General features: G+C 42.6%; 28 protein-coding genes. 17 read left to right on the top strand and 11 right to left on the bottom strand.

The genetic code is table 11. The annotated features are described in order from the left end of the window. The first annotated feature begins 61 nt into the window (after positions 1 to 61). Genes ACC612_RS00915 through afpA form a run of 4 tightly spaced genes read left to right on the top strand, consistent with a single transcriptional unit; the run spans position 62 to position 2,180 of the window. Positions 62 to 253: a ferredoxin family protein gene (locus ACC612_RS00915; protein WP_371852575.1), complete on the top strand. Its 192-nt coding sequence runs from the start codon at positions 62 to 64 to the stop codon at positions 251 to 253. A 35-nt stretch (positions 254 to 288) separates the two neighbouring features. After that, positions 289 to 933, top strand: coding sequence for a flavodoxin family protein (locus tag ACC612_RS00910; protein WP_371852574.1), 645 nt, complete (start codon positions 289 to 291; stop codon positions 931 to 933). Continuing rightward, complete coding sequence (locus tag ACC612_RS00905; protein ID WP_371852573.1) at positions 923 to 1,618, top strand: ferredoxin--NADP reductase; 696 nt, start codon at positions 923 to 925, stop codon at positions 1,616 to 1,618. Before ACC612_RS00910 ends, ACC612_RS00905 begins: the two co-directional genes overlap by 11 nt. A 16-nt stretch (positions 1,619 to 1,634) precedes the next feature. Further along, a complete protein-coding gene (afpA, locus tag ACC612_RS00900; RefSeq protein ID WP_371852572.1) occupies positions 1,635 to 2,180 on the top strand; it encodes an archaeoflavoprotein AfpA in 546 nt (181 codons plus the stop codon). Between the two features lie 4 nt (positions 2,181 to 2,184). On the opposite strand, the gene ACC612_RS00895 is transcribed toward afpA, so the two are convergent. Both ACC612_RS00895 and ACC612_RS00890 read right to left on the bottom strand, forming a co-directional pair. Next, entirely contained in the window at positions 2,185 to 3,003 is an 819-nt protein-coding gene (locus ACC612_RS00895) for a hypothetical protein (protein WP_371852571.1), read from the bottom strand. A 4-nt stretch (positions 3,004 to 3,007) separates the two neighbouring features. Beyond that, the gene (locus tag ACC612_RS00890; protein WP_371852570.1) at positions 3,008 to 4,111 is read right to left on the bottom strand and encodes an inositol-3-phosphate synthase; all 1,104 of its coding nucleotides are present in this window, start codon (positions 4,109 to 4,111) and stop codon (positions 3,008 to 3,010) included. Positions 4,112 to 4,381: 270 nt separating this feature from the next. Between ACC612_RS00890 and ACC612_RS00885 the strand changes: the two genes are divergently transcribed. The 7 genes from ACC612_RS00885 to ACC612_RS00855 all read left to right on the top strand — a co-directional run bounded on the left by ACC612_RS00885 (position 4,382) and on the right by ACC612_RS00855 (position 11,351). Then, a complete protein-coding gene (locus tag ACC612_RS00885; RefSeq protein WP_371852569.1) occupies positions 4,382 to 4,873 on the top strand; it encodes a ferritin family protein in 492 nt (163 codons plus the stop codon). Then, on the top strand, positions 4,845 to 6,089 hold the full coding sequence (locus ACC612_RS00880) for an FprA family A-type flavoprotein (protein WP_371852568.1): 1,245 nt from the start codon (positions 4,845 to 4,847) through the stop codon (positions 6,087 to 6,089). The genes ACC612_RS00885 and ACC612_RS00880 overlap by 29 nt, the downstream gene beginning before the upstream one ends. A 42-nt stretch (positions 6,090 to 6,131) precedes the next feature. Beyond that, complete coding sequence (locus ACC612_RS00875) at positions 6,132 to 6,407, top strand: ferredoxin-thioredoxin reductase catalytic domain-containing protein (RefSeq protein WP_371852567.1); 276 nt, start codon at positions 6,132 to 6,134, stop codon at positions 6,405 to 6,407. Between the two features lie 203 nt (positions 6,408 to 6,610). Beyond that, positions 6,611 to 7,078 carry a PAS domain-containing protein gene (locus tag ACC612_RS00870; RefSeq protein WP_371852566.1) on the top strand — a complete coding sequence of 156 codons (468 nt, stop codon included), beginning with the start codon at positions 6,611 to 6,613 and terminating at the stop codon, positions 7,076 to 7,078. Next, positions 7,066 to 8,040 (top strand): carbohydrate kinase, encoded by a 975-nt coding sequence (locus ACC612_RS00865; RefSeq protein WP_371852565.1) that lies wholly within the window; start codon positions 7,066 to 7,068, stop codon positions 8,038 to 8,040. Before ACC612_RS00870 ends, ACC612_RS00865 begins: the two co-directional genes overlap by 13 nt. After that, a complete protein-coding gene (locus ACC612_RS00860; RefSeq protein WP_371852564.1) occupies positions 8,037 to 10,715 on the top strand; it encodes a cation-translocating P-type ATPase in 2,679 nt (892 codons plus the stop codon). The genes ACC612_RS00865 and ACC612_RS00860 overlap by 4 nt, the downstream gene beginning before the upstream one ends. Positions 10,716 to 11,000: 285 nt before the next feature. Continuing rightward, on the top strand, positions 11,001 to 11,351 hold the full coding sequence (locus ACC612_RS00855; protein ID WP_371852563.1) for an ArsR/SmtB family transcription factor: 351 nt from the start codon (positions 11,001 to 11,003) through the stop codon (positions 11,349 to 11,351). On the opposite strand, the gene nikR is transcribed toward ACC612_RS00855, so the two are convergent. After that, positions 11,348 to 11,770 carry a nickel-responsive transcriptional regulator NikR gene (gene nikR, locus ACC612_RS00850; RefSeq protein WP_321420220.1) on the bottom strand — a complete coding sequence of 141 codons (423 nt, stop codon included), beginning with the start codon at positions 11,768 to 11,770 and terminating at the stop codon, positions 11,348 to 11,350. The two genes, ACC612_RS00855 and nikR, sit on opposite strands and share 4 nt — an antisense overlap. Positions 11,771 to 11,918: 148 nt before the next feature. On the opposite strand from nikR, the gene purC reads away from it, so the two are divergent. Further along, positions 11,919 to 12,632, top strand: a complete 714-nt coding sequence (gene purC / locus ACC612_RS00845) for a phosphoribosylaminoimidazolesuccinocarboxamide synthase (RefSeq protein ID WP_371852562.1) — start codon at positions 11,919 to 11,921, stop codon at positions 12,630 to 12,632. A 21-nt stretch (positions 12,633 to 12,653) separates the two neighbouring features. Further along, positions 12,654 to 14,129: a phytoene desaturase family protein gene (locus ACC612_RS00840; RefSeq protein ID WP_371852561.1), complete on the top strand. Its 1,476-nt coding sequence runs from the start codon at positions 12,654 to 12,656 to the stop codon at positions 14,127 to 14,129. Here the strand turns inward: ACC612_RS00840 and ACC612_RS00835 are convergent. The 7 genes from ACC612_RS00835 to yciH form a co-directional block, all read right to left on the bottom strand. Further along, complete coding sequence (locus ACC612_RS00835; protein WP_371852560.1) at positions 14,118 to 14,810, bottom strand: TIGR00153 family protein; 693 nt, start codon at positions 14,808 to 14,810, stop codon at positions 14,118 to 14,120. The genes ACC612_RS00840 and ACC612_RS00835 overlap by 12 nt on opposite strands. Beyond that, positions 14,807 to 15,844, bottom strand: a complete 1,038-nt coding sequence (locus tag ACC612_RS00830; protein WP_371852559.1) for an inorganic phosphate transporter — start codon at positions 15,842 to 15,844, stop codon at positions 14,807 to 14,809. Before ACC612_RS00830 ends, ACC612_RS00835 begins: the two co-directional genes overlap by 4 nt. Before the next feature lie 96 nt (positions 15,845 to 15,940). Next, positions 15,941 to 17,164: an Nre family DNA repair protein gene (locus ACC612_RS00825; protein ID WP_371852558.1), complete on the bottom strand. Its 1,224-nt coding sequence runs from the start codon at positions 17,162 to 17,164 to the stop codon at positions 15,941 to 15,943. Further along, positions 17,161 to 17,523, bottom strand: a complete 363-nt coding sequence (locus tag ACC612_RS00820; protein WP_371852557.1) for a transcriptional regulator — start codon at positions 17,521 to 17,523, stop codon at positions 17,161 to 17,163. Before ACC612_RS00820 ends, ACC612_RS00825 begins: the two co-directional genes overlap by 4 nt. A gap of 17 nt (positions 17,524 to 17,540) precedes the next feature. Next, positions 17,541 to 17,915, bottom strand: coding sequence for an iron-sulfur cluster assembly scaffold protein (locus tag ACC612_RS00815; RefSeq protein WP_371852556.1), 375 nt, complete (start codon positions 17,913 to 17,915; stop codon positions 17,541 to 17,543). Then, positions 17,912 to 19,075, bottom strand: coding sequence for a cysteine desulfurase NifS (gene nifS, locus ACC612_RS00810; protein WP_371852555.1), 1,164 nt, complete (start codon positions 19,073 to 19,075; stop codon positions 17,912 to 17,914). Before nifS ends, ACC612_RS00815 begins: the two co-directional genes overlap by 4 nt. A 114-nt stretch (positions 19,076 to 19,189) precedes the next feature. Beyond that, positions 19,190 to 19,498, bottom strand: a complete 309-nt coding sequence (gene yciH / locus ACC612_RS00805; protein WP_292351396.1) for a stress response translation initiation inhibitor YciH — start codon at positions 19,496 to 19,498, stop codon at positions 19,190 to 19,192. Between the two features lie 76 nt (positions 19,499 to 19,574). Between yciH and ACC612_RS00800 the strand changes: the two genes are divergently transcribed. Further along, positions 19,575 to 19,928, top strand: coding sequence for a DUF192 domain-containing protein (locus tag ACC612_RS00800; protein ID WP_371852554.1), 354 nt, complete (start codon positions 19,575 to 19,577; stop codon positions 19,926 to 19,928). 111 nt (positions 19,929 to 20,039) lie between these two features. After that, positions 20,040 to 22,187 carry a phosphoribosylformylglycinamidine synthase subunit PurL gene (purL, locus tag ACC612_RS00795; protein ID WP_371852553.1) on the top strand — a complete coding sequence of 716 codons (2,148 nt, stop codon included), beginning with the start codon at positions 20,040 to 20,042 and terminating at the stop codon, positions 22,185 to 22,187. A gap of 39 nt (positions 22,188 to 22,226) precedes the next feature. On the opposite strand, the gene ACC612_RS00790 is transcribed toward purL, so the two are convergent. After that, on the bottom strand, positions 22,227 to 22,424 hold the full coding sequence (locus ACC612_RS00790) for a DUF378 domain-containing protein (RefSeq protein ID WP_371852552.1): 198 nt from the start codon (positions 22,422 to 22,424) through the stop codon (positions 22,227 to 22,229). A 251-nt stretch (positions 22,425 to 22,675) separates the two neighbouring features. On the opposite strand from ACC612_RS00790, the gene ACC612_RS00785 reads away from it, so the two are divergent. Together ACC612_RS00785 and ACC612_RS00780 are read left to right on the top strand one after the other, a co-directional pair. After that, complete coding sequence (locus ACC612_RS00785) at positions 22,676 to 24,913, top strand: CDC48 family AAA ATPase (RefSeq protein ID WP_371852551.1); 2,238 nt, start codon at positions 22,676 to 22,678, stop codon at positions 24,911 to 24,913. A 36-nt stretch (positions 24,914 to 24,949) separates the two neighbouring features. Then, entirely contained in the window at positions 24,950 to 25,213 is a 264-nt protein-coding gene (locus ACC612_RS00780) for a PRC-barrel domain-containing protein (protein WP_371852550.1), read from the top strand. The last annotated feature ends 5 nt before the right edge of the window (positions 25,214 to 25,218 follow it).

Genomic DNA, 25,218 nt, shown 5'->3' with positions numbered 1-25,218 from the left:
TATGAGTTATCCTATATTGTGAAAATCCATCTTGAATTTATATGAATAGGAGATTATGAAAATGCCAGCAAAAGTAGACCCTAGCAAGTGCGAAGGGATCGGAGCATGTAAAGAATCATGTCCTACAGCAGTTTTTGAGTTGGAGGACGATGGAAAAGGAAATCTCAAATCTGTCGTTGCACGTCCTGATGACTGCATTGAATGTGGATTATGTGTAGATGCATGTCCAATGGAAGCAATAACCATCGAATGAATGTTGAATGAAACTAAACATAATGGAGTGTATTGATGACAGGTGATGGCACTATAAGATTACTTGGCATCTCCGGAAGCCCGCGAAAGAAAGCCACCGATTATATCGTAAATGAGGCACTAAGATACGCCCAAGAGAAATTCGATGTGGAAACAGATTATTTCTCTGCCAGCGGAAAGGAACTGAAGTTCTGCATCCACTGCGACTATTGTGTTCGCAAGCAACAGGGATGCATCCATAAAGATGACATCGTGGGACTTTATGAGAAAATGCTATGGGCTGACGCCTGGATAATCGGTACTCCTGTGTACCAGGGTACGTTGAGTGCCCAGACAAAGACTATTATGGATAGATGCCGGGCGGTTGTGGCACGTGATCCAAAAGCCTTTCGGAATAAAGTTGGTGCTGCCACTGCTGTCGGTGGAGATCGTATAGGAGGCCAGGAACCTGCAATCCAGAGCATACTAAATTTCTATGTAATCAGCGAGATGCTACCAATTGCAGGCGGATCTTTTGGTTCTAATCTGGGAGGAACGTTCTGGTCACACGATAAAGGTGCAGAAGGCGCAGCCGAGGATGCAGAAGGTATAAGAAGCCTTCATCGTACAGTAAATAAGCTGATAAAGACTGCCCAATTGATAAAAAAGGCTCAACAGGAAGGATTGAATCTTGAAGTTTGAACTGAAGGTCCTTGAGATCATAAAACGGACACATGATGCAAAGAGCTTCAGATTTCCACGGCCTGAAGGTTTTGATTACAAACCGGGCCAGTATGTACTTGTGAGCCTCACTGTAGAAGGAAGCGTGGTTACAAAACCATTAACCCTTTCCAGCAGCCCCACTGAAGATCACATTGAATTTACAAAAAAACTCACAGGTCATCCTTTTTCAAATGTGCTTGATAATATGAAAATTGGAGATAGTGCTGTGGTCAGCGGGCCTTTCGGGAAGATGACCTTTGAAGGCGAGCATGAAAAGGTACTATTGTTAAGTGGTGGAATAGGTATCACACCTATGATCAGTATATGCAAATACTGTACCGATATGCATATTGACTCTAATATTGTGCTTATATGCAGCAACAAGACAGAAAACGACCTTGTCTTCAGGAAAGAACTTGATGAGATGATGCACAGCAATAGCAATTTAAAAATAATGTATACCCTGACCCGTGCATCAGAAAGCTGGATAGGCTACAAGGAACGTATTTCTGACAAAATGATAATTAATGAAGTTCCTGATTATATGGAAAGGCGCTTTTACATATGCGGCCCACCTGAGATGGTACATTCCATGGAAGAAACGTTGGCCTCAATGAATATTCAAAAGGAAATGGTCAAAAAAGAATTACTCACAGGCTACTGATAACTTGAGGGATTGTATGAAAAGAATAGCATGGGGAATAACAGGTTCTGGAGATCTGATCAAGGAAACATATAATGTAATGGTGGACATAAAGAAAAAGACAAATGTAGATTTCATGGTGTTCCTCTCCAAGGAAGGAGAAACGGTTATGAAATGGTATCGGATGTGGGAGGACATACAGCATGACTTCCCGAATTTTAAGACGGATGCTGGACCAAATTCACCATTCATCGCCGGACCTCTGCAGCTTGGACATTATGACATGCTCATAATCGCCCCTGCCACAGCCAACACTGTGGCCAAGATAGTGCATGGAATTGCAGATAACCTTGTAACAAATTCAGTTGCGCAGACTGCAAAAGGTGACACGCCGATCTATATCCTTCCGGTGGACAGAAAGAAGGGAACGGTGACCACTTATTCTCCAAAAGGCAAGGAAATGAAACTCAAAATGCGAGATATTGATGTTGAAAACACACAGAAACTATCCACGATGGAAAACATAACGGTGCTTGAAAGCCCTGATGATCTATACAGGATAATAGGTATTTCAAAAGACTAAGGCATCACATAAAAGTGAAGCCTTCCCTTATGTAAAGCTCACATAGTGTGTTTTGATGCCCCAGCACATTTTTGGCTCTAAAAACAGAATAAGCTGCGATAATACTATCTAAGGCGTCACCATCAGCGTTCTGCAAAGCCTTGTCTCTTATGCCTGTGGACATATCCACTGCTTTTTTTTCAAGATGATCAAGAATATGCTCTCTATTTGCTTTTTCCTTTGATCCTTTTCCTTTATATGGATTATATAATCCTTCTTTTTTCAGAGTAGAGGCGGGGCATATCTCCATAAGCCATGGAACATCATTCCTCAGGGGCTGCATGGGTAATATACTGGCAGCATCCGAGATCACAAGAGGTCTTATGATGTCACGTATACCAAAATATGTCTGCCTGTACAGCCTGAGGTTATAAACACAGAATGGAGCTTTTACTTCTTTGTCTGTTAATCTTTTGAGCTCTACGTTTCCGGAAAGTTGACGGTTGATATCCCTGAACTCATATTCATTGCTATAGAGTTTTGGAAAATCGCGAATAAACTCATCCCAACTAAGACCTTTCATCAGCTGAACCGGGATTCCAAATGGGAAATCCATTCCAAAAATAGAATGTTTACTGGAAAGTATGAGGTCAAGCAGGGTAAGAAGGCAATCCTCCCTGCTCATTTTAGACAAACTTAATTCACTGAGAGGATAACAGTCCGAAATACATAGTCTTGTGTCAGCCACTTCTGCGCGGCTGACCCATATTTTGTTACAGGCGGCCTTTGCACCACTGAAATCTACACCAAAGATTTCGCGATGGCCAGATGCCGCCAGGGTCATATTTTTAGTTTTCCCTCGTACCCGCAATGAATTCAAGGGTCATATTGTAGGCTTCATCGTCAGTGAATTGTTTTGGAGGGTGCTTCATGAAATATGCGGATGGAGAATAAAGTATGCCACCAATACCTCTGTCCAGCGCAAGTCTGCAGCACCTTACAGCATCAATTACAACACCAGCAGAGTTAGGAGAATCCTCCACCGACAGACGCAACTCAATGTCCATAGGCACATCGCCGAAAAGTTTCCCCTCCATCCTGAGGAAACATACTTTATTATCGTTCTGCCATGGCACATAATCGCTTGGACCTACATGGATATTATCATCATCCAGGCGCTCTCCTACTACGGACTGCACGGCTTCTGTCTTGGATTCTTTCTTGGAAGCAAGCCTGCTGCGATTAAGCATATTAAGGAAATCGGTGTTACCGCCGGTATTCAACTGATAGGTCCGCTCAAGTTTGACACCTCTTTTACGGAAAAGGTCAACAAGCATGCGATGAGTAATAGTGGCACCAAGCTGCGCTTTGATGTCATCCCCAATGATAGGGATACCTTTTTCAGCGAATTTCGCTGCCCACTCTGGTCTGCTTGCAATGAAGACTGGCATGTTATTTATGAAAGCTACACCTGCCTCCAGGGCACATTCAGCATAGAACTGCGTGGCCAGTTCAGAACCAACAGGCATATAATTCAAAAGGATCTCAGCACCTGAATCCTTCAGTTCCTTAACTACATCTTCCTTTTCAGATTCAGGCTCTGTTGAGACTATGAACCTGCGAGAATCAGCATAAGATGCCATGTGTTCTGAAACACCGTCAAGTACCTTTCCCATCTTTACAGTGACACCCTTTCTAGGAACATCACTGCAGAACACTGCTGTACAATTGGGTAGTGCAAAGATAGCTTCTGATACATCCTTTCCGACTTTTCGGACATCTATATCAAAGGCAGCTACCACTTCGATATCAAATGGTCTATAGCCCCCCAGATCCCAGTGCATAAGCCCTATGGCATCCTTTGAAGATTTATCTTTATAATACTCAATACCTTGAATGAGCGAACTGGCACAGTTACCAATCCCGGCAATAGCTATCTTTATTTTGCCCATTAGATTACCTCATGATCAAAATAACTGAAGAATAACGAAGTCACACGATAAATTTAAACTTCATAATGGAGGCAGGTCAATAAAAAGTTTTCTAAAAACAAATATTCACTGGTTGCCTTTTTATCAATATTAAGCAGGCTTATATCAAGTGATGCACATATATTCGAAAGTTATATAATTTTATAGACTCTACGTTTAAAAGGGAGTATTTTAGCACATTGGTTTTGACCATGGTGCTTATGGGATTATAGTAGATGGAGATGAGTTACAATGAAAGATGTATTACACGAGATCTCTGAGGAACTTGACCAATTGAATACATTGGAAGAAGCCGTTGATGTGGCTATCAAGCTTGAAGAGGATGGACGGGCATACTATCTGAAAAAGGCAGAATCAATGCAAAACCCGGCTGCTCGTGAGCTGTATACATTCCTTGCCGGAGAAGAGAAAAAGCATGCTGAGATGCTGAGAAAGTTTCTAAATGGAGATATGAAAGCTGCACACGCGGAACATCATTTTCCAGATTTTACTCCTTCTTTAACACAGGAGTTCTCTGACAAGAAGCTCGAAGAAATAGGTATTTTGCTTGCTGCTTTGCGTTTTGAATACAAGAGCGAGTATTTTTACATGGAGCTTGGAAAAAGAGCAACAAAACCGGAACAAAAGGAGTTCTTTGAGAAGATAGCTGCAGCGGAAAGAGGGCATTACAGACTTATAGATGAAATGCTGCAAAATGCTACGGAATTCAGAATGCAGACTTGATGGAGAGATGCAATTGGGAAATGAGATACAACCTATAGAGATAGCTGAAGGTGTTTACTGGGTAGGTGTTGTGGACTGGAATCTTAGAGATTTCCATGGATATGAAACACCCAAAGGCGGAACCTACAATTCATATCTGATAATAGATGAGAAAATAACCCTCATCGATACTGTCAAAGGGCCTTTCTTTGACGAGATGATCGGAAGAATTTCACAGATAGTAGACCCTGCTAAAATAGACTATATAGTATCTAACCATGTTGAAATGGACCATTCCAGTTCCCTGCCAGCTATCATGCAAGTAGTTCCTAAGGCCAAGATATTTAGTTCAGCAAAAGGCAAAAAGGGTCTGCTCGAACACTATCGTGAAATGGGATTTCAGAACTGGGACATAGAGGTGGTGAAGACAGGCGACGAGATCAGCATCGGCAAAAAAACTCTGCAATTCATCGAAGTGGTGATGCTGCACTGGCCAGACAGTATGCATACGTACCTTAAAGAAGACAAGATTCTCTTTTCCAATGATGCATTCGGTCAACATATAGCCACCTCAGAAAGGTTCGAGGACCAGGTAGAAGGCGTGATGGAAGATGCCGAAATATATTACGCAAATATCCTCATGCCTTTTGGAAAGCAAGTATTGACATATGCTGAGAAGATCAAGCAGATGGGACTTAAGTTCGACATGATTGCCCCTGCTCATGGAGTTATCTGGAGAAAGGAACCTGAAAGGATAATCGAGGCTTACGTTAAATGGGCTAATGCTGAAGCAAAACAATCGGTACTTATAATTTATGATACCATGTGGGGCAGCACAGAGATAATGGCAAAGGAAATCCTTTATGGAGTTGAATCTGCAGGAGTTGATGTGAAACTCAGGAACCTGCGCAAGAACGACTGGAGTAAAATGGTCAAGGAGCTGATGGATGCATCAGTAGTGGCCATCGGTTCTCCCACACAGAACAATGGAATGTTCTTCACAATTGCAGGATTCCTTAGCTACATGAAAGGACTCCGGCCAAAAGGCAAAAAGTTCTTTGTTTTCGGGTCTTATGGCTGGGGCGGTGGCGCAGTGAAGGGAATTGAAAAGGAACTCACTGAATCAGGTTTTGAAATAGTGGAGCCTGGGTTCCAGGTTAACTTCAAGCCTTTTGAAGAGGATCGGGAAAAATGCAGAGAGATTGGCAGCAGGCTTGCTTCCCTGGCAAAGAAATAAATGATTAGAGATAAAATAGTCATAGGAATAAGGAGGTTTAACATGAAATTTAACAGCGATTTGGAAGAAGAGTTCTATAACAGATCTAAGAAAAATGCTATGGAAACCGGATACAAGCTGAACCCGGACTATGATGTGATCACTACAGCTGTAAAAGGTATAGCCAACAATAAAAAACAATATGGAGAATGGTATTGTTTCTGTCAGAAGCGTACCGGGGATAAAGAAGCTGATAAGAAGATCATCTGTCCATGCGTAGCCAGAAGCAAAGATGTAGAGACTCGTGGATCCTGCAGATGTGGATTGTACATTAAATAATAAATTAATACTATATCGTATATCCTTGTGGAAAGGATATACTAACTTTTTTAAATATCTGCTTTTTTCAGAGATGCATAAAACAGTTGGTCATAATTAATTCTATGCCTTCAATTTAATAGTTGCTGACCAATAAGCTTCCGAAAATGCATAAATAGTACTTGGTTAAATCTTTATTCTAGTATCAATGGGGGATACGGGGAATGAAAACAAATACTGAAAACTCATGCACCATAGAAAAAGAACTGAGCAAAGAAGAATTGCTCTACATAATGGAAAAGCAGAAAGAAGCATTTGAAAAACTGAAAGTCCTTGAATCCATAATCAATAACAGCCCTTTTATTGCTCTATCAAGAGACGCTTCTAAGGATTTTTCCGTTTTGTTCATTTCTGAAAATATCTCACAATTTGGCTACAAAGCAGAGGATTTCATTTGTAAAATGGCGTACTATGATATCATACAGCCAGATGAACGCGAATATGTAAAGCTGGAACTAATGGAAAACTGCAGAGAAGGTAGCAAATATATCACATTGAAATACAGGATCATGACAAAGAAAGGAGAAGCAAGGCCTGTTGAGGAGAAAATATTCATACAGCGAGACGCTCAGGGAAATCCCTTGTATCTGCAAAGCATCATATTTGAAACACAAACAAAATGCAGTGTCTGAATAGTTCAGAATATCCGGCAGGCAATGAAATGAAAAGAACATTTGCCATAGGTGAAACATTTTACGACATAACATTTCAGGAAAAAAGGCCGATATCTGCAAATCCTGGAGGTGCAATTCTCAATACTGCCATTTCTCTTGCAAGATGCGGAATAGATGTAACCCTGATCACCGAATTCTCCACTGATCATTTAGGCGATATAGTAAATGAATTCCTCAAATTCAATGGTGTGAATACTGAAAATATATATAAATATAAAGAGGGAGAAACGCCCCTTGCACTTGCTTTTCTGGACGAGAGGAATGATGCAAAATATGTTTTTTATGAAACCTATCCTCCTGAAAGATTACAGATAGCAACTCCTGCTTTTAGAAAAGAGGACATTGTACTTTTTGGCTCCCTGATAGCGGTATCGGAGCAAGCAAGAGAAAAACTTTTGGACATACTAAAAGCCGCGAAAGATGCAGGAGCTATCCTGATATATGATCCAAACCTGCGGGAGTCACTTCTAAATCGTATTGAAAGTGTAAGGAGCATGGTAAAGGAAAACATATCACTTGCACATATTGTCCGGGGTTCACATAGGGATTTTGAGATAGCTTTTGGTAAAGAGGATGTAGAAGAAGTATATGGGCACGTAAAAGAATGTGGTTGTAACTGCCTGATATATACAAAAGATAACAGAGGAGTCTGGCTAAGAACTACTGGAGACAAAAAACATTACTCAACGCCACCTGTAAAAGTCGTGAGTACTATAGGAGCAGGAGACAGTTTTAATGCGGGCCTGATATGCGGCATGCTGTCTGTAAATGACAATAAGTTTTTTGCAGAATGGGATAACAACGATGTATGGGAAAATATAATTTCCATTGCAATAAGCTTTGCTACCCATGTGTGTACACACTCTGAGAATTATATATCTAAGGATTTTGCATCTTTGTTGACCAGGAGAATGGTATGAGAACCGAAGAAGCCTTTTTGAAACTGGAAAGCTCTCCAACAGGACTATCAAATGAAGAAGCTAAGAAAAGGCTTGTAAGGTATGGGCCTAACCAGCTTGAAGAAAAGAATAGAGTTACACCTTTAAAAGTATTGATCAGGCAGCTTGCAAACGTAATAGTATGGGTACTGGCTGCTGCTGCCATAATAGCTTTACTGGCCCATGAAATAATCAATTTCTGGGCGATAATCGGCATAATTCTTTTTGTAATAATAATGGGATTCCTGCAGGAATACAGAGCAGAAAAGGCTATGGAAGCCCTTAAGAAGTTCGTGCAGCCGGTCACAAGGGTGCGCAGGGACGGAACATTAAAAGAAATAACTTCCAGAGATGTCGTACCAGGAGACATACTTGTACTGGAAAGTGGGGACATGATCCCCGCAGATGCCCTTGTTATCGAGATGGTGGGGCTGCGTATAGAAGAGGCTGCACTTACCGGAGAAAGTGTACCTGTGAACAAAGAAATGGATGATATGATCTTTGCAGGCACCCAGATTGTACACGGTAAATGCAATGCTCTTGTGATCTCCACGGGCATGAAAACAAAACTTGGAGAAATCGCAGGATTGGTGCAGCAGGAAGAAGAGGCCACTCCTTTGCAAGAGAAGATCACAAAGCTTGCACGTACACTTGCCGCCATAGCGCTTATTGCATCCCTGGTTACTCTGATAACTGGCCTATTCAAAGGAGCACCTGTTGCAGAGATGCTCTTGATCGCCATCGCCCTGGCCGTTGCAGCCGTTCCTGAGGGCTTACCCCTTACCATGACAATCACTCTTGCCAATGGAATGCGTCACATGGCTCAGCATAATGCTATTGTAAGAAAAATGCTGGGTGTGGAAACACTGGGTTCCACCACTGTCATCTGCACTGACAAGACGGGTACTCTTACCCGCAATGAGATGACCGTAAGGAAGATCGTACTTCCCGGCAGAGAACTGGATGTTACAGGAATGGGATATGGGCCCATAGGGGAATTGCTTATTGATGGCACTCCTGTGGAGATAGAAAATAACAAAGGTTTGGAAATGCTGCTCAGAGCTGCAGCCTTGTGCAACAATGCAGCACTGGAAGAATCCAATAATGAGTGGAAGGGGATAGGAGATCCAACAGAAATAGCTTTGCTGGTAGCTGCCGCTAAAGCAGGAATATGGAAACAGAAACTGGATGATGAACTTCCAAGGTTGCAGGAAGTTATCTTCACATCCGAAAGGAAAATGATGAGCACATTGCATGATATGGAAGAGCAGGAGGTAGCCTTTACAAAAGGTGCTCTTGAAATGGTGCTCGAAAGGTGCACACGCATATATGACCCTTCAGGTGTGAGACCTCTCACCGAAGAGGACAGGGCAGAAATGCTTAAGAAGAACTATGAGCTTGCACAGAAAACGTATCGTGTACTTGCTTTGGCATACAGACCGATGACTGGTACGGGCGAAGAACTAGAAAAAGACATGACTTTTCTGGGGCTTGTAGCTATGCTTGACCCACCACGAGAAGAGGCAAAGGAAGCCATTGAGACTTGCCATAGAGCAGGGATCAAGGTTGTTATGATCACAGGAGATAACCAGGAGACTGCAAAAGCTATTGCCATTGATATCGGTCTTTCGGATGGTATCGTACACCTTGATGGAATCACTGATGAAAAGGTAAAACGTATTTTGGAAGATGGGGCTATCACGGGCAATGAACTGGATGAACTTAATGAGGAAGAATTCAGCAGCGTGGTGGAAAAGGTAAACATATATGCAAGAGCACGTCCTGAACAAAAACTTAGGATAGTCAAAGCTCTGCAGAACAAAGGACATGTTGTAGCAATGACAGGAGATGGTGTTAATGATGCACCTGCCCTTAGAAAAGCTGATATCGGCATCTCAATGGGCATCAAAGGAACGGATGTGTCACGGGAAGCAAGTGTGATGGTATTGCAGGATGATAACTTTGCAACCATCGTGGAAGCTGTGAAGATGGGAAGGAGCATTTACTCTAACATAGAGAAATTCACTACATACCTTGTTTCCCGGAACTTCACAGAAATGATATTGATTCTTATTACAATAGCTCTTCTGGGGTTCGAGTACATACCCTTGCTGGCGCTGCAGATCCTTTTCATTAATATGTTCAGCGAAGTTGTACCGGCTATCTCCCTAGGTATGGACCCGGTAAGGGAGGGTATTATGCGCATAAAACCCCGTGACCCAAAGGAGGAGATTCTAAATAGAAGGAATCTGACCCTTGTGATCAGCATAGCTTTCGTCATGAGCATAATTTCGTTCTTGGTGTTCCTTGTCGCCGACCCCTTTACTGACATTCAAAGGGCACGAACACTTACGTTTGTCACTAAGATCAGTATGGCCCTGTTTGTTCCCGCCTCCTTCAGATCCCTGGATGAGTCAGTTATCAAGATAGGACTGTTCTCTAACCGATCGATGCTGATAGGAATGGTTGTCACTTCCCTGCTGATCGTGGGTGTGGTATATATCCCCCTCTTCCAGCTGGTGTTTGAACTGACACCTTTAACAGCCATTGATTGGGTGCTGCCTTTGGGTGCTGCTTTCCTCACACTGCTTATTGTAGAAGGAATCAAGTTTGTCGTAAGGACGGAAAGAAAGAGAGCAAATGTAAGAAACAATTAAAAGACACAGGAAAATCCGCTATTCAGTTTTTAAGGAGCATGTGAAGCATTCAGATCCCTGTATTATTCAGGACATCTTATTTTGGTTGGTTGGTTATGCATATTTATAGGATGTCTTCGCAGCAGGGTGTTGTTGGTAGCTTCACATCCGACTCCTTGTTTTAAACAAACTGCCTAACGTATTTGAATCTTTCTAAATTATTCCACAAGATATACGACTAGCTGCATCCCTAAAACAAAATGGTGTAAAAAGATTATTAATACATCACGACATCATCCAATAATAATGAATGGAAAAGAAAGACTGCTGGAGCCTGAACCCTATATCCTACCAGACACGGTCATGCAGAAAGTCCATGCAACCATGCAGGAAAATGTAACCGGGTTGGTGGAACTGTTCAAAGTCCTATCAGATCCTGTGAGGATACACATTCTGAAAGCACTTGAAGTACAACAGCTCTGCGTTTGTGTGCTCGTGGAAATCACGGACTATAAACACTCTGCATTATCATACCATCTGAAGCTTCTGAAAGAAGCAGGACTCGTGGATTCCACGAGAAACAAAAACTTCCAGATCTATTATCTTACAGATCTGGGAAAAAACCTGCTTAAAAATATTGAAAAAACTTTTGATTAGTGGCCTTCTGTAGGCTGTGCAGTATTAAGCTTTACATACTTCACACCCTTAAGGGACATCAACTTCTCAGCTATTGTCTTGACCTCCTGACCTTCCCCATCCAGGATTATAACTTCAAGGCAGTTATCATGGTCCAGATGGATATGTATCGAGGTCTTGATCAGAGAAGAATGGTCATGCTGTATCTCAGTAAGAGAGTTTGCCAATCCACGCTTCGTGTGATCGTATATCAAAGTGATAGTAGCAACACGCCTACCCTTAACATCGCTCATCCATTCGTAATGCGTAATGTAGCTTCTGATGGCATCCCTTATACCCTCAGAACGAGAGGAATATCCTCTTTGCTCTATTATGCCGTCGAATTTCGTAAGAAGATTCTCTGGCAGCGAAACACCAATTCTCATTAATTCTTGTTCCATAAGATCACCATGTAAATAAAAGATATGAACCTATCAATGAAAGTAAAGGCTAATAACATTTTGTATGTCTCAATGATAGGTTTATTAAGATAAATAGTACTTATATGGGAAAATATAATAAAAGAACATTTCCATAGAGAGGGACATGATGAAAGGCGAAAAATTATACTCAGGAAAAGCAAAGACTATCTACAGAACAGAAGATCCTTCTAAATTCATATCCGAGTTCAGAGACAGCCTTACTGCTTTTGATGGGAAGAAAAAGAGCGAAGCTTCAAAAAAGGGTTATTACAACGCACAGATCTCAAAAAAGCTCTTTGAGCTACTGGAAAGCAAGGGTATCAAGACCCATTATGTAAAGATGGTCTCAGACATTGAAATGCTTGTGGAAGCTGTAGATATTATAAAGATAGAAGTCATACCCCGCAATATTGCTGCAGGCTCTATCACCCGTAAATACCCCATAAAAGAGGGCACGGTGTTCAAAAAGCCAGTCATCGTCATGGACTACAAGAGCGACGAGTACGGAGACCCGATGCTCAACGAAGACATCGCAGTAGCTCTGGATGTTGCCACATACGAAGAAATAGCCACTATTCGCCAGCTTGCTCTGCGGGTCAATGAGATCCTTATTGAGTATCTTGATGAACGCGGCATAGTTCTGCCCGACTTCAAACTGGAGTTTGGAAGAAAAGATGGACAAATTCTGGTAGCTGATGAAATATCCTGTGATACTTGCCGTTTCTGGGACAAGGAAACTGGAAAATCTATGGATAAAGACATTTTCCGCTTTGACAAGGGTGACCTGACAAAAGCATACGAAGAAGTAGCAAAACGTATAGCTCCTGAGATATTCCAATGAGCCTGTAAAGGAGTTAGCATCATGAAAAAATATGATGTTATAGTTGTTGGCGCAGGTGTTACAGGACTACTCTCGGCTTTAGTACTTGCAAAGCATGGAAAAAAAGTACTGATACTGGAAAAAAGCAAACATGTCGGCGGAAATTGTAATAGTTATGTAGTTGATGGTTTCCAGGTAGATACGGGACCTCATGCCATCACACACCTTATAGAAGGTCCTCTGAAAAGGCTCATGGACAGCTACTTTGACTATATACCTGTCTTTGAGGACTACGGGAACTATTTCATCCGAACTGATAAGCGCCTCGTTAAAGTGCCTTCCAACATCAAGGAGTTCGTGACATTCGATGTGCTGCCGAGGATGGACAGGCTGGCACTTAGCCAAGCTGTTACCAAAGCCCTTACATATACAACCTTTGGCATGGACCTCTCCAAGCAATCGGTACATGAATTCCTTCCCAAGAACCTCTCAAAAGATACATATGATTTTGCTGATACCATCTCTTATTTCCTTTCAGGCAAGGATATGAAACACACATCGGCAAAAAGAGTGCTTGAAGGAAGTGCATTTGTGCGGGATAGTGTAACACCCGAGCAGTTAGAGGAAATCTTGAAAACAGACGAGAAGAATGGTCATGAGGAAAAAGTACTGCAGAATCTTATTCCCTTGAACCTCCATACTTCGCTGCAAACCCGCCTGAACAAAGTATCAAGCCCTCTTACAACCCTAGGCAGGCTTGCTACTAACAAGGTAAGCTATTCACAGGGATACCCACGTAAGGGCCTAAAATCACTCCTTAATGCTATACTATATTCCCTGCCAAAGACGGTAGAGATAATGGTAGAAAACCCTGTGCATAAGATACTAGTAGAGGAAGGAGTGGCAAAAGGAGTAGTAGCAGACGACACATATCTTGCCGACATGGTGATCCACACGGGTTTTGCAAAGGACCTGCCACAGCTTGTAGAAGAACTGCCATCTTTTTATGTCAAGGATCTTGATGGAATAGCGCAGACAAAAAGTCTTACGATCTGGATTGGGCTGGACACTACAATGGAAGCTTTCAATTATATCGGCTCAGAGATCTGGTTTAAGGAAAAAGCCTACTGGGCAATGCCCATCAGCAACTACGACTCATCCCTCGCACCTGAAGGAAAACAATTGATAGGTTTCAGTTTTATAATGAACCCTGAAAAGGACAACAGTTCAGAGATAAAAATGGCCTATGAAACAATATACAATGCCATACCAAGTATCGAAGAACATATAGAGATGAAACATGAACAGATAATCATCCCTGAAAAAGCTGCAGTAACCATTGATGGGAATTTTGCAGATATTAGAACACCGATCAGAAACCTGTACGTAGCAGGCACAGATACTGACCGACGCAGCATGGGAATCACCCGCGCAGCCTATTCTGTCATAGAAATGCTGCGTGTTCTAAACGCAGATGGTAACCTTCACAGGAGAGGAGTTAAAAACTCATCTCCTTAATACCATAGTACGCAATCTATCAGCAGCACTCTCAGTACGGTCAGCAATCCTGCCTATATTCTTAGTAAGTTCCACAAAGAAATAAACGCCCCCGCCGCCCAGTAACTCTTCTTTTTCAAATATAATTTTCATCAATTGTTTCTCAATGAGATCAACCTGATGTTCCATTTCCTCAACCTTGACAACAAGCTCCAGAGTTTCTTCCACATCTTTCTTTCCAAATGAAGATTCTAGAAGCTCACTTAGAGTATCTACAAGAAGCTCATACATTTCAACTGTTGCCAGAGTCCGGGACATTAGTTCACGGAACCCTTCTTCAAGTTCTTTTGGCACCTGGCAATCCCGCAGAGTAAGCCAGTAAGCGGCGTCCTGGCATTCATCGCAGATAGAGTCCTGCGGCTTCAGGAAATTTAGAAGATCATCCGCATTTACCGGCAGCATGATACTAGAAGATAGTTCTGCTCTTATAGTCTGTTTAATGATATCTGCTTCATGCTCTAGGATATCTACCTCATTGTTGAGTCTGGCCACTGTCGGCATGTCACAGGCAAAGTAAGCAGAAAGCTCCTCATCCAACTTCCGAACAGCATCTCCTCCTTTGGTGGCATGCACATGCAGAGGCCTGAAAGGAGATTTTGCAAAAACGCTTAGCACTGAGCGTATATATTCCCTCTTTGTCAAATACCTATCCCCATAAGTCCTGTAAATATTAGAGCTGATGTTAACGCTGCCACAGGCACCGTAATTATCCAGGATATTGCTATCTTTCCTATCACACTTAAATCAACCGCTGCAAGACCGCCTGCAAGACCTACTCCTATTACAGACCCAACAAGTGTATGAGTAGTTGAGATCGGCAGAGAACTATAACTATGCAGCACCACCACAGAAGCAGTGGCGAATTCTGCACAGAAACCCCTTGTAGGAGTAAGTTCAGTGATCTTGGTACCAATGGTTTGTATTACTTTGTAACCCCATGTCGCAAGTCCCAATACCATGCCAAACCCACCAATAACCATGACCCACGTGGGTATTTGGTCACTATTCATTCCCAGAACATTGAGCCCCGCATATAAAGGACCTATAGCATTGGCAACGTCATTTGAGCCGTGAGCAAATGCCATATAACATGCTGTCATGGTCTGAAAGGCTATGAACTTCTTTTCAATAGCAAAAGGATCTTCAGTACGTTGGAGGATAAAATGGGACACCAGCATGAATAGAATATATGCAATAAGAGCACCAAGCAAAGGTGAGACTAACCAGCTTGCTATAATCTTAACCAGAACTGGCCAGTGGATCTCACTGTAAGGAATAATTCCATGATAAGCTGCAACTAAACCAAAACCAAGAACAGCCCCAACAATAGAATGAGTAGTAGAGACAGGTAAATTGTAGAATGTGGTTAATGTTACCCAAAAACCTGCAGCCAGAATTGCCGCAAGCATACCGACAATAACAAGATGAGAATCAATCATTTTAATGTGATCTAATGGGACTATACCATTTGCAATAGTCGAAACAACTCGTTTGCCAAAAAATATAGCACCACAGAATTCGAATACCGCTGCAACCAAGATCACCTGCTTAAGGGAAAGAGCACCGCTCCCCACCGAAGTTCCCATAGCATTGGCAAGATCATTAGCCCCTATGTTCCAGGCCATATATAATGCCGCAGCCAGCAGAGCGATTACAAAAGGATTAAAAATATCCATTTACCATTATCCTCCTATTAACTACGTGGACAATTTAGTAAGATATAGATAAATGTAGGTACCATATTCTATATATCAATATATAGTCATATAGAATCAGAGGAAAAAATCAAGAGTTTTCTGACACTTTAGCTCTTTGACCAAGCTTGCTTTTGGCTTCCATGATCCAATAGGAGTTTTGAGCCTTGAAGACATCTCCAATAAAGCCGAGTCTATGCTCTCAAACTTCTGTGGAGGGTTCTGCAAAGCCTTACGTGCAGCCTCCCTTACTACCCAAACCCCCAAAGGAGCCCAGTAATCAGGTCTTATCTCCCTCACCATGAATACAGCTGCCTGCCTCTTGATACTCTTCAGATACTCCAAAGCTCCTAAACGTGCCGCATAATAACCGCCAGCAAGATTAGAATATCCTTTTTTGCCATCCACACCTTCCCTATCAGCGTCTACCCACGTTGAATCTCCTGACCATACAGCTCTCGGCATCCATATCTCTATAAGTTCATAGGAAAATGAACGTGGGATAAAAAGGATCTCAAAATGATTACCAAAAGCCCCTCCACTAAAGAGCATTATATCACTGATCTGAGGAAAATCACGCACTTTGTGCAATACTTCCTTACCGAACATATCATCTACTGCAGTTATGGACCAACGAGTAGGCACTAGCTTGCGCTCTTTTCCAAGAAGGCCTATAGAAAGCAGACGAGTAATATGCTCTTGAGAGATATTTGACGAGATGAGTTCTGAAACTGCATCTTTTGCCAGAGCATCGTCGTCATATACCAGATAATCGACCTTCTTTGGAACATTAGGATTCTCAGTAATGTCCAAATCTTTAAGATCACCTGATGGTCCCATAGGAGTGAGCACATTATCGAACTTCAATTTATTACTGAGAGGCTTATTGAACCAGGCTTCAGTATCCACAGGGGTCATGGAAAGAGCCAGTTCCTGAGATTTAAGAAGCAGCGGGTCCCTTGGATCTGCAGCATCCTTTACGTTCATACGGGCACCCGCCCTCACAAGCCTAGAACGTGCTGCAATGATCTGACCAATATCCATGCTTAACAGCTTCTTTGGATCCTCTAGTAAGGAAGATTCATCACCCCCCATGTCAGGAGGTACCATTGGACCCGACATAACAGAAGGATAATCATGCCTGCCTATGAAAACTGCCGGAGGAGAAGCACCAAAAATTGAAGTTGCTCCTTTACTGGCCGTGACAGATAACTCTATAGAGCGGAACTTTTCTAGTATAGGACATGTAGGACGCCCACAAAATCCTCTGCCCTTGCATTGAACACACTGATTATGGCTCAAATCTGCTCTTTATCCCCACATATAATACATGATCCTGCTTCAGGTATGTTCTTATAGAACCAGCCTGACCGCTGCACGAACTTGCAGATATTGCACATTCCCTGCACTTGGTCTTTTTGATCCATGCCTTTGAGAAGCCTGGCAGAGAATTTTCTTACCTCCACACGGACTTCTTCGGGAAAATCAACTTCAGCTCCTCTTTTCTCACTCATGTATTGTGAAACAGCAGCTCTGGAAAGGCAGAGGATATCAGCGATCTCCTGCTGAGTACATCTATGTTCAGAGAACATCACGCGTGCAATTTCCGCACGTATAGCAGGGAGAACTTTCTGCACCATGATCTCGCATGTTGTTTTCAAAAGACCATCCTCCAGAATCAAACCTTTTGCTTTTTCAGATAATCTTCAATAGCCACTCTTAAAGTATCCGGAGCAAAATTGGAGCAATCCATCTTGCCTGGGGGAAGGCCACCAAGAGCATCTGCTACCTCTTCCTTTGTGAGGTTCAAAGCCTCCTCTATGGTCTTGCCTTTAGCCATTTGAGTGACCATGCTTGAAGTAGCGATAGCTGCCGCACAACCAAATGTTTTGAACTTCACATCGTCCAATATACCGTCCTTGACCTTGATATAGATGGTTATAACATCACCGTCAGCAGGATTTCCCAGTTGCCCCACACCATCTGCATCCTCAATGACACCTACGTTCTTAGGATTTGTAAATTCTTCGAGAAGTTTTCTACTATATTTCATACTTCCTCCTCAAACGGAGACAGTTGGCGCAGCTTCATCACTGCTTCTTCCAAAAGATCAACTACAATATCTATCTCTTCCATGATATTCTCCCTTCCTAGAGTGAACCTCAGAGAACCATGTATATATTCAACGCCTGGATCAATGGCTGTAAGCACATGAGATGCTTTTTGGGATTTTGAAGAACAGGCCGAGCCGGTAGAAACAGCAACACCGTTCATATCCAGAAGCATAAGCAAAGATTCACCTTCCACATGCCTGAAACTCATATTGACATTATTTGGAAGGCGGGTTTTTTCATGCCCATTAAGCCTGACATGTGGGATCCGGCTTTGTATATTTTTAATCATGGAATCACGCAGATGTTGCATGTGCTTTGAATCCTCTTCCAGTTGTTCTTTGGAAATGGACATCGCCTTGGCAAAACCCACAATACCCGGAATATTTTCAGTACCCGGACGTAACCCACGTTCATGCCCCCCACCCTGCACAAGAGGCATGATATTGACACCACTTCGCAGATACAGGGCACCAACTCCTTTGGGACCGTGGAGCTTGTGAGAAGAAATTGATAGCATATCCACACCCAGTTCATTAACATCTGTGGATATCTTACCCACAGACTGGACAGCATCCGTATGCAGGATGATTTCCCGCCCTGAAATGAGCTCACTTATTTTTTTTATAGGCTGGATAGTTCCAATTTCATTATTAGCATGCATTATGCTTATGAGAATGGTATCGTGCCTTATAGAATCCTCAAGGAATTTCAGATCAAGTATGCCTTCACTGTCCACCGGCACATAGGTAACCTCAAAACCTTCTCTTTCGAGTTCCTCGCAAGTGCGTAACACTGCAGGATGCTCTATAACAGAAGTGATGACATGCCTTCCTTTTGAAGAATGCATGTACGCCGCACCTTTTATTGCGATATTATCGGATTCGGTGCCACCTGATGTGAAAATGATCTCCCGGGGATTGGCTCCTAGTGCTGCAGCGACAAGTTCACGGGAAATAGCAAGTGCTTCTGCAGCTTCCTGGCCAAAGGAGTGCAAACTCGAAGCATTTCCGAACTTTTCAGAAAAATATGGAAGCATGGCTTCTAATACTCTGGTATCTACATGTGTTGTTGCACTGTGATCCAGATATATGCGTTTCATGCTTCACCTTACAAACATGCAGATGATGTGCACACCTTTCCTTAAAATATGAAAGTTATTGCTTTTGAATATTTAAGTTATAGTGATGTGGAGACAGTAATGATATTGAAGAGATTAATCTTTGATCTGTTCCGGAGAAAAACCTCTTTCAACAAGAACGTCTTTCATGCGAGACAGATGGTTGCCCTGCAACTCAACAGCATTATCCCTGACAGTCCCCCCACAGGCGAACTTGGATTTAAGATATGTAGATAGCTCGTGAAGATCGATCTCATGTGCATCGAAACCTTCTACGACGGTTACTTCTTTTCCGTACCTTCTTCTGTTGACCTTCACAGTAATTCTTTGTTGCTCTTTTGCTACTTCTTCGCAGATGCACAATTCCATTGGCAATCCGCATACAGGGCACATCTCTGAACTCATCTAGTGATATTTCCTCCGAATTTATTAAGATCTTGACCATAAACTATACTTAAATAGCCGTATAAAGTAAACAGCAATGATATTAAAACCTAATGGTGAAGTAATTGCATCTGACGTTGAATTTGCAGAGGGTATAATCAGTCAGTCAAGGGGGCTTATGTTCCGAAAAAGAATTGCAGAAAAATACGCCCTTGTTTTCATACTACCCACCCCTAAATCGGTTTCCGTACACATGCTTTTTGTATTTTTTCCAATAGATGTACTCTTTCTAGACACTAATCAGAAAATACTTAGAGCTACTAGATTAAAATCCTGGACTGGACTTACTAAATCTCCTAAAAATACAAAATATATTATCGAAATGTCTGCTGGCTCTATCGAGCGCTATGGACTTATTAAAGGTGAATGGATCAAAATAGATCGTAGATGAGGACATAAATATAGATCTATTTGTGCCAGTGAAATTGAAGGAATCTTTTTTAAACTTGAGTGCTTTTAAGCCTACAGAAACACAGAAATGAATAGTATTCTGAGGCACACAATGTTACCAGAGAACGACTTGAAGCTTATCACTGAAAAAATGGGAAGAGAACCCAATATAGTGGAACAGGGATGTTTCCTCAATTTGTGGAGCGAGCATTGTTCATATCGTTCCAGTGGACCTTTATTAAAGACTTTTACCACCACCGGAGAGAAAGTGATCATAGGACCGGGAGACGATGCGGCTATTGTGGATTTTGAAGACGGCTGGGTGCTTGCAATAGGCATGGAAAGCCATAATCATCCATCATATGTTGACCCACATAATGGTGCTGCAACTGGTGTTGGAGGCATTGTAAGAGATATAATATCCATGGGTGCAAGACCCATAGCCCTGATGGATCCTCTGTATTTCGGACCCCTAAATACACCTAAGAACCTTTACCTTTTCGAACACATCATAGAAGGTATTTCAAGTTATGGTAACTGCATAGGTGTCCCAGTAGTAAGAGGAGAAGCATTCTTTGATGAAACCTATAGCGGTAACCCTCTTGTAAATGTTGCATGTATTGGCCTTGCAAAGAAAGAGAACATAGTGACAGCAAAATCTCAGTGTGCCGGCAATAAAATGGTTCTCATGGGATCTACAACTGGAAGGGACGGTCTGGGCGGTGCATCCTTTGCTTCCAGGGACCTGTCCGAGAGTTCAGAAGCAGAAGACAGACCAAGCATCCAGATCGGAGATCCATTTACTGAGAAACTGCTTATAGAAGCTACTCTGGAAGTCGTGGAAAGAGGATATGCGAAATCCTGCAGAGACCTGGGAGCGGCAGGCCTTGCCGGAGCAAGCTCTGAAATGGCATCCAAAGGAGATCTGGGAATGCACATAATAGCTGATAATGTTATACTCAGAGAAAAGGGAATGGTGCCTTATGAGATACTCATTGCAGAATCCCAGGAGCGTATGCTTTTCGAAGTGGATCCACAGGATGTAGAGGCTGTACTGGCCATAGCAAAGAAGTATGATCTCAACGCCAGTATGATCGGAGAACTTACTGAGAGACTATATTATACAGTAGAGTTTAAGGGCGAAATCGTTGCCGATATCCCAATTAAATTGCTTGCAGAAGGTGCACCAACCTGCGAAATGCCAGCTAGTGAACCTGCTGAGAAAAGAGAATGGGAAAAACCAAAACTGCCAGCTGATCTTAAACAGACACTTATGGATGTGTTATCCTCTCACAACGTGGCATCAAAGGAATGGATATACAGGCAATATGATCACGAAGTGCAGATAAGGACTACAGTAAAACCTGGCGATGATGCCTCAGTACTTCGAATAGAGGGTGATAAAGGAATAGTACTCTCCTGCGGCTGTAATCCGCGGCATACTATGCTGGATCCCTATCAGGGAGGAAAGGGCACTGTATACGAAAATGCAATGAACATCGCAGTTAAAGGCGGCAAGGGACTTGCTCTTGTGGATTGTCTTAATTTCGGCAACCCACAAAGACCAGATATATATTGGTACCTCAAACATGCCATACTTGGATTGGGTGATGGTTCAAGAGAACTGCAAATACCTGTAGTCGGTGGAAATGTATCGTTATACAACGAAAGTGATGAATTTGATACAGCAATCTTACCCACTCCATCCATAGGCGTAGTGGGAACAACAAATAACGTGTCAAGCACACCCCTCTCATCATTTGCCAATAAGGGAGATACCATAATCCTTGTTGGAGAAACAAAGGACGAACTTGGTGGCTCTGAATATTATAGCCTATTAGGTAAGAAGATGAATGGCAATGCTCCGAAAGTACCGGAGAATGCGGTAGAAATGGTGGATTCCGTGATCAAGGCAGTGAATACAGGAAAGGTCACATCTTCCCATGACGTTTCACTTGGGGGACTCGGAGTTGCACTCGCTGAAATGTGCACCTTCATAGGCGCAAATGTGGATCTAAGCAAAGCATGTGCTGGATTAAGAGCAGATGATGCTCTGTTCTCAGAATCCTATGTAAGAGCTATCCTTACAACATCTGAACCTGAATCCCTTAAAGAGGCTCTTAAAGGAGTTCCATATACCATAATAGGTATTGTGGGCGGAAACTGTTTGAGGATACAACTGGCCGACAAGTCCATTGAGATCTCACTTTCTGAGATGGAAATGGCAAGAAGTAGCCTCACAAAACAAATGATGGAATAAAAAAGAAGATTAAGTCAGATCATACAGATCTGACCACCTTTATTTCTTGGTCGCATAATAGACCATATACAATGCAGACAGGCCTACCAGGATATAAACTATCCTTGCTACAATGCTGTAGCCGAATAAAAGTGCCACCAGGTTCAAACCCTGGGATATACCAAAGAGTCCCCAATTGAGACCTCCAATTATAACTAGCACTAATGCTATCCAGTCTAACGTACTTTTCTCTGCCAAAAACTCACCCCCATGGTTTTGGTTAATAAAAGTATGCATATGATAATATATAAGCAACACGACTGTATGAATAAAAATGATTTGTAGTGAACATATTTTGTGTAGACATGTGTTTTTGAAGAGATTTTTATCTTGTCATAGATATGCTTTCGGTTTAAACCCAAGTAACCGGCACATGTATTTTTATGCAGTAGATAAAAATAAATACCTATAATCGGACTATATATGAGATTCAATTACAGGATGACATCATGGACGAAGTACAGATTAAGGTTGAAAAAGCACATCCGAACGATTTCGGACGCGGCATCATTCGTCTGGACCCCAGCACACTCCTGAGCTTGCAGCTCTCTCCCGGGGACATTGTGGAAATAACCGGGAAGAGGCGGACATGCGCTAAAGTATGGAGAGCAGACCGTCAGGATTGGGGACAGGGAATTGTCAGAATAGATGGTTTCATCCGCCAAAATGCAGGAGTGGGCATAGGAGAAAGAGTAACCATCAAAAGAGCGGAGTTTGAACCCGCTACACACTTAGTACTGGCGCCTCCGGAAGGAGTGGTGATGGAATACGGAGACCATATAAGGGAGATTATAAAAAGGAACATACTAAAAAGGCCTTTTGTAGTGGGTGACGTGATACCGATCATCAGTTCTATGACACAACCCATGGCAACCCAGTCTTCAGGGGGACAGGCAATACCCCTTATAGCGGTTGAAGCCGAACCACACGATTTAGTACTTATAGTCAATGACACCACAGAGATAGAACTGCGCCAAAAACCAGTAAGAGGATATGAGAGTGCAGCAAGGGGCATTACCTATGAGGATATAGGAGGACTCGGGGATGAGATACAGAGAGTACGGGAAATGATAGAACTGCCTCTCAAGCATCCTGAACTCTTCCAGAGGTTAAACATAGAACCTCCAAAAGGAATAATATTATATGGACCTCCCGGAACTGGAAAGACCCTCATCGCCAAGGCAGTGGCAAACGAATCCAGAGCCAATTTCCTCTATATCGCTGGCCCTGAGATCATGGGAAAATACTATGGTGAAAGTGAAGAGCGTATCCGCAAGATATTCGAAGAAGCTGAAGAGGATGCACCATCTATAGTATTCATCGATGAGATTGATTCTATTGCTCCAAAAAGACAGAACGTTACGGGCGAAGTTGAACGCAGAGTAGTAGCCCAATTGCTCACTATGATGGATGGCCTAGAAGAGCGTGGACAGGTAGTGGTAATAGGAGCCACTAACCGGTTGGATGCTATTGATCCTGCATTGCGCAGGCCAGGACGGTTCGATAGGGAAATAGAGATAGGTGTTCCTGACGCTGAAGGGCGGTTGGAGATCCTGCAGATCCATACAAGAGGTGTGCCTCTAGGAAGCGATGTTGATGAGAAGTACCTTGAAGACATAGCTAAGAATACACAGGCATTCGTAGGTGCAGACCTGCTGGCCCTTGTACAGGAAGCTGCCATGAGGGCATTAAGAAGAGTGTTGCCGGATATAAACCTTGATGACGAGATGATCCCGCAGGAGAAACTTGAGCAAATAGTGCTGACCAGATCTGACTTTGAGAACGCCTCAAGAGAAATAGGGCCTTCTGCAATGCGTGAAGTACTCGTGGAGATACCATCTGTGAAATGGGAGGACGTTGGAGGATTAGACAACGTCAAACAGGAGATCATAGAGGCTGTGGAATGGCCAATCACAAAACCAGAGAAATTCGTGCAGATGGGCATAAAGCCTCCGAAAGGTATCTTACTATTTGGGCCTCCTGGTACTGGTAAAACCCTGGTAGCGCAGGCTGTTGCAAATGAATCCAATGCCAATTTCATAAGCATCAAAGGACCGGAAATGCTCTCTAAATGGGTAGGGGAATCCGAACGTGCCATAAGGGAAATATTCAAGAAGGCAAGACAGGTAGCCCCATGTGTGATATTCTTTGACGAGATAGATTCCATTGCATCTGCAAGAAGTTCCATGTCAGAGGATGCAAAGGTCTCTGAAAGAGTGGTCAACCAATTGCTTACTGAACTCGATGGACTGGAAGCACTCAAGGAAATTGTTGTCATTGCTGCCACCAACAGGCCGGATATGATAGATCCTGCTTTACTGCGTGCAGGAAGGTTTGACCGACTGGTGCTTGTTGGACAATCCACAAGAGAAGGAAGAAGGAGCATCTTCCAGATACATACAAGGGATATACCACTTGCAAGCAATGTATCTATTGATGAACTTGCGGACATTACCGAAGGATACGTAGGCGCTGACATAGAAGCAGTGTGCAGAGAAGCTGTGATGCTGGCACTCAGAGAGAACTTTAGTGTAGAGAAAATAGACATGAAGCATTTCAGGGAAGCACTAAACAAGGTGAGACCTACGCTTTCTGAGAATCTTATGGGCTACTATAAGAAGATACATGAGCTTTTCAAGGGCGGGATGCCGAAAGAAGAAACAAGCTCTTATATAGGATACAGATAAAATATATGAACAGTTTAGAGTAATAGGGTGAATTACATGACGAAGGTATTTGCTAAGAACCTCTCCAGCAAACAGGTAATGGCTACGGATGGCACTGAACTGGGTGTGCTCTTCAACATAGTCATGGACGGGAAAACGGGAGATCTTATAGATCTTATAGTTAAGCCAGACATGAGTCTGGATACTTCCAAGTACAGGACAGATGACCAGTACATTCTCCTTCCATTTACTTCTGTAAGAGCCATTAAGGACTACATAGTAGTAGATAAAAATGTTGCATTAGGCAAACCTGTTGAATAACCGGC

The sequence above is a fragment of the Methanomethylovorans sp. genome (assembly GCF_041447285.1).
GTDB lineage: Archaea > Halobacteriota > Methanosarcinia > Methanosarcinales > Methanosarcinaceae > Methanomethylovorans.
Note: the sequence above shows the minus strand (reverse complement) of the source record. Positions and strands in the feature narration are given on the sequence as shown.

Excerpts from the sequence above, each read along its gene's own strand:
- ACC612_RS00855 (WP_371852563.1), top strand. The coding sequence starts at position 11,001 with ATGAATGGAAAAGAAAGACTGCTGGAGCCTGAACCCTATATCCTACCA.
- nikR (WP_321420220.1), bottom strand. The coding sequence starts at position 11,770 with ATGGAACAAGAATTAATGAGAATTGGTGTTTCGCTGCCAGAGAATCTT.
- ACC612_RS00870 (WP_371852566.1), top strand. The coding sequence starts at position 6,611 with ATGAAAACAAATACTGAAAACTCATGCACCATAGAAAAAGAACTGAGC.
- ACC612_RS00865 (WP_371852565.1), top strand. The coding sequence starts at position 7,066 with ATGCAGTGTCTGAATAGTTCAGAATATCCGGCAGGCAATGAAATGAAA.
- ACC612_RS00815 (WP_371852556.1), bottom strand. The coding sequence starts at position 17,915 with ATGAAATATAGTAGAAAACTTCTCGAAGAATTTACAAATCCTAAGAAC.
- ACC612_RS00885 (WP_371852569.1), top strand. The coding sequence starts at position 4,382 with ATGAAAGATGTATTACACGAGATCTCTGAGGAACTTGACCAATTGAAT.
- ACC612_RS00830 (WP_371852559.1), bottom strand. The coding sequence starts at position 15,844 with ATGGATATTTTTAATCCTTTTGTAATCGCTCTGCTGGCTGCGGCATTA.
- ACC612_RS00910 (WP_371852574.1), top strand. The coding sequence starts at position 289 with ATGACAGGTGATGGCACTATAAGATTACTTGGCATCTCCGGAAGCCCG.
- purC (WP_371852562.1), top strand. The coding sequence starts at position 11,919 with ATGAAAGGCGAAAAATTATACTCAGGAAAAGCAAAGACTATCTACAGA.
- ACC612_RS00860 (WP_371852564.1), top strand. The coding sequence starts at position 8,037 with ATGAGAACCGAAGAAGCCTTTTTGAAACTGGAAAGCTCTCCAACAGGA.
- purL (WP_371852553.1), top strand. The coding sequence starts at position 20,040 with ATGTTACCAGAGAACGACTTGAAGCTTATCACTGAAAAAATGGGAAGA.
- nifS (WP_371852555.1), bottom strand. The coding sequence starts at position 19,075 with ATGAAACGCATATATCTGGATCACAGTGCAACAACACATGTAGATACC.
- ACC612_RS00785 (WP_371852551.1), top strand. The coding sequence starts at position 22,676 with ATGGACGAAGTACAGATTAAGGTTGAAAAAGCACATCCGAACGATTTC.
- ACC612_RS00840 (WP_371852561.1), top strand. The coding sequence starts at position 12,654 with ATGAAAAAATATGATGTTATAGTTGTTGGCGCAGGTGTTACAGGACTA.
- ACC612_RS00895 (WP_371852571.1), bottom strand. The coding sequence starts at position 3,003 with ATGACCCTGGCGGCATCTGGCCATCGCGAAATCTTTGGTGTAGATTTC.
- ACC612_RS00890 (WP_371852570.1), bottom strand. The coding sequence starts at position 4,111 with ATGGGCAAAATAAAGATAGCTATTGCCGGGATTGGTAACTGTGCCAGT.
- ACC612_RS00780 (WP_371852550.1), top strand. The coding sequence starts at position 24,950 with ATGACGAAGGTATTTGCTAAGAACCTCTCCAGCAAACAGGTAATGGCT.
- ACC612_RS00880 (WP_371852568.1), top strand. The coding sequence starts at position 4,845 with ATGCTACGGAATTCAGAATGCAGACTTGATGGAGAGATGCAATTGGGA.
- afpA (WP_371852572.1), top strand. The coding sequence starts at position 1,635 with ATGAAAAGAATAGCATGGGGAATAACAGGTTCTGGAGATCTGATCAAG.
- yciH (WP_292351396.1), bottom strand. The coding sequence starts at position 19,498 with ATGAGTTCAGAGATGTGCCCTGTATGCGGATTGCCAATGGAATTGTGC.
- ACC612_RS00875 (WP_371852567.1), top strand. The coding sequence starts at position 6,132 with ATGAAATTTAACAGCGATTTGGAAGAAGAGTTCTATAACAGATCTAAG.
- ACC612_RS00915 (WP_371852575.1), top strand. The coding sequence starts at position 62 with ATGCCAGCAAAAGTAGACCCTAGCAAGTGCGAAGGGATCGGAGCATGT.
- ACC612_RS00800 (WP_371852554.1), top strand. The coding sequence starts at position 19,575 with ATGATATTAAAACCTAATGGTGAAGTAATTGCATCTGACGTTGAATTT.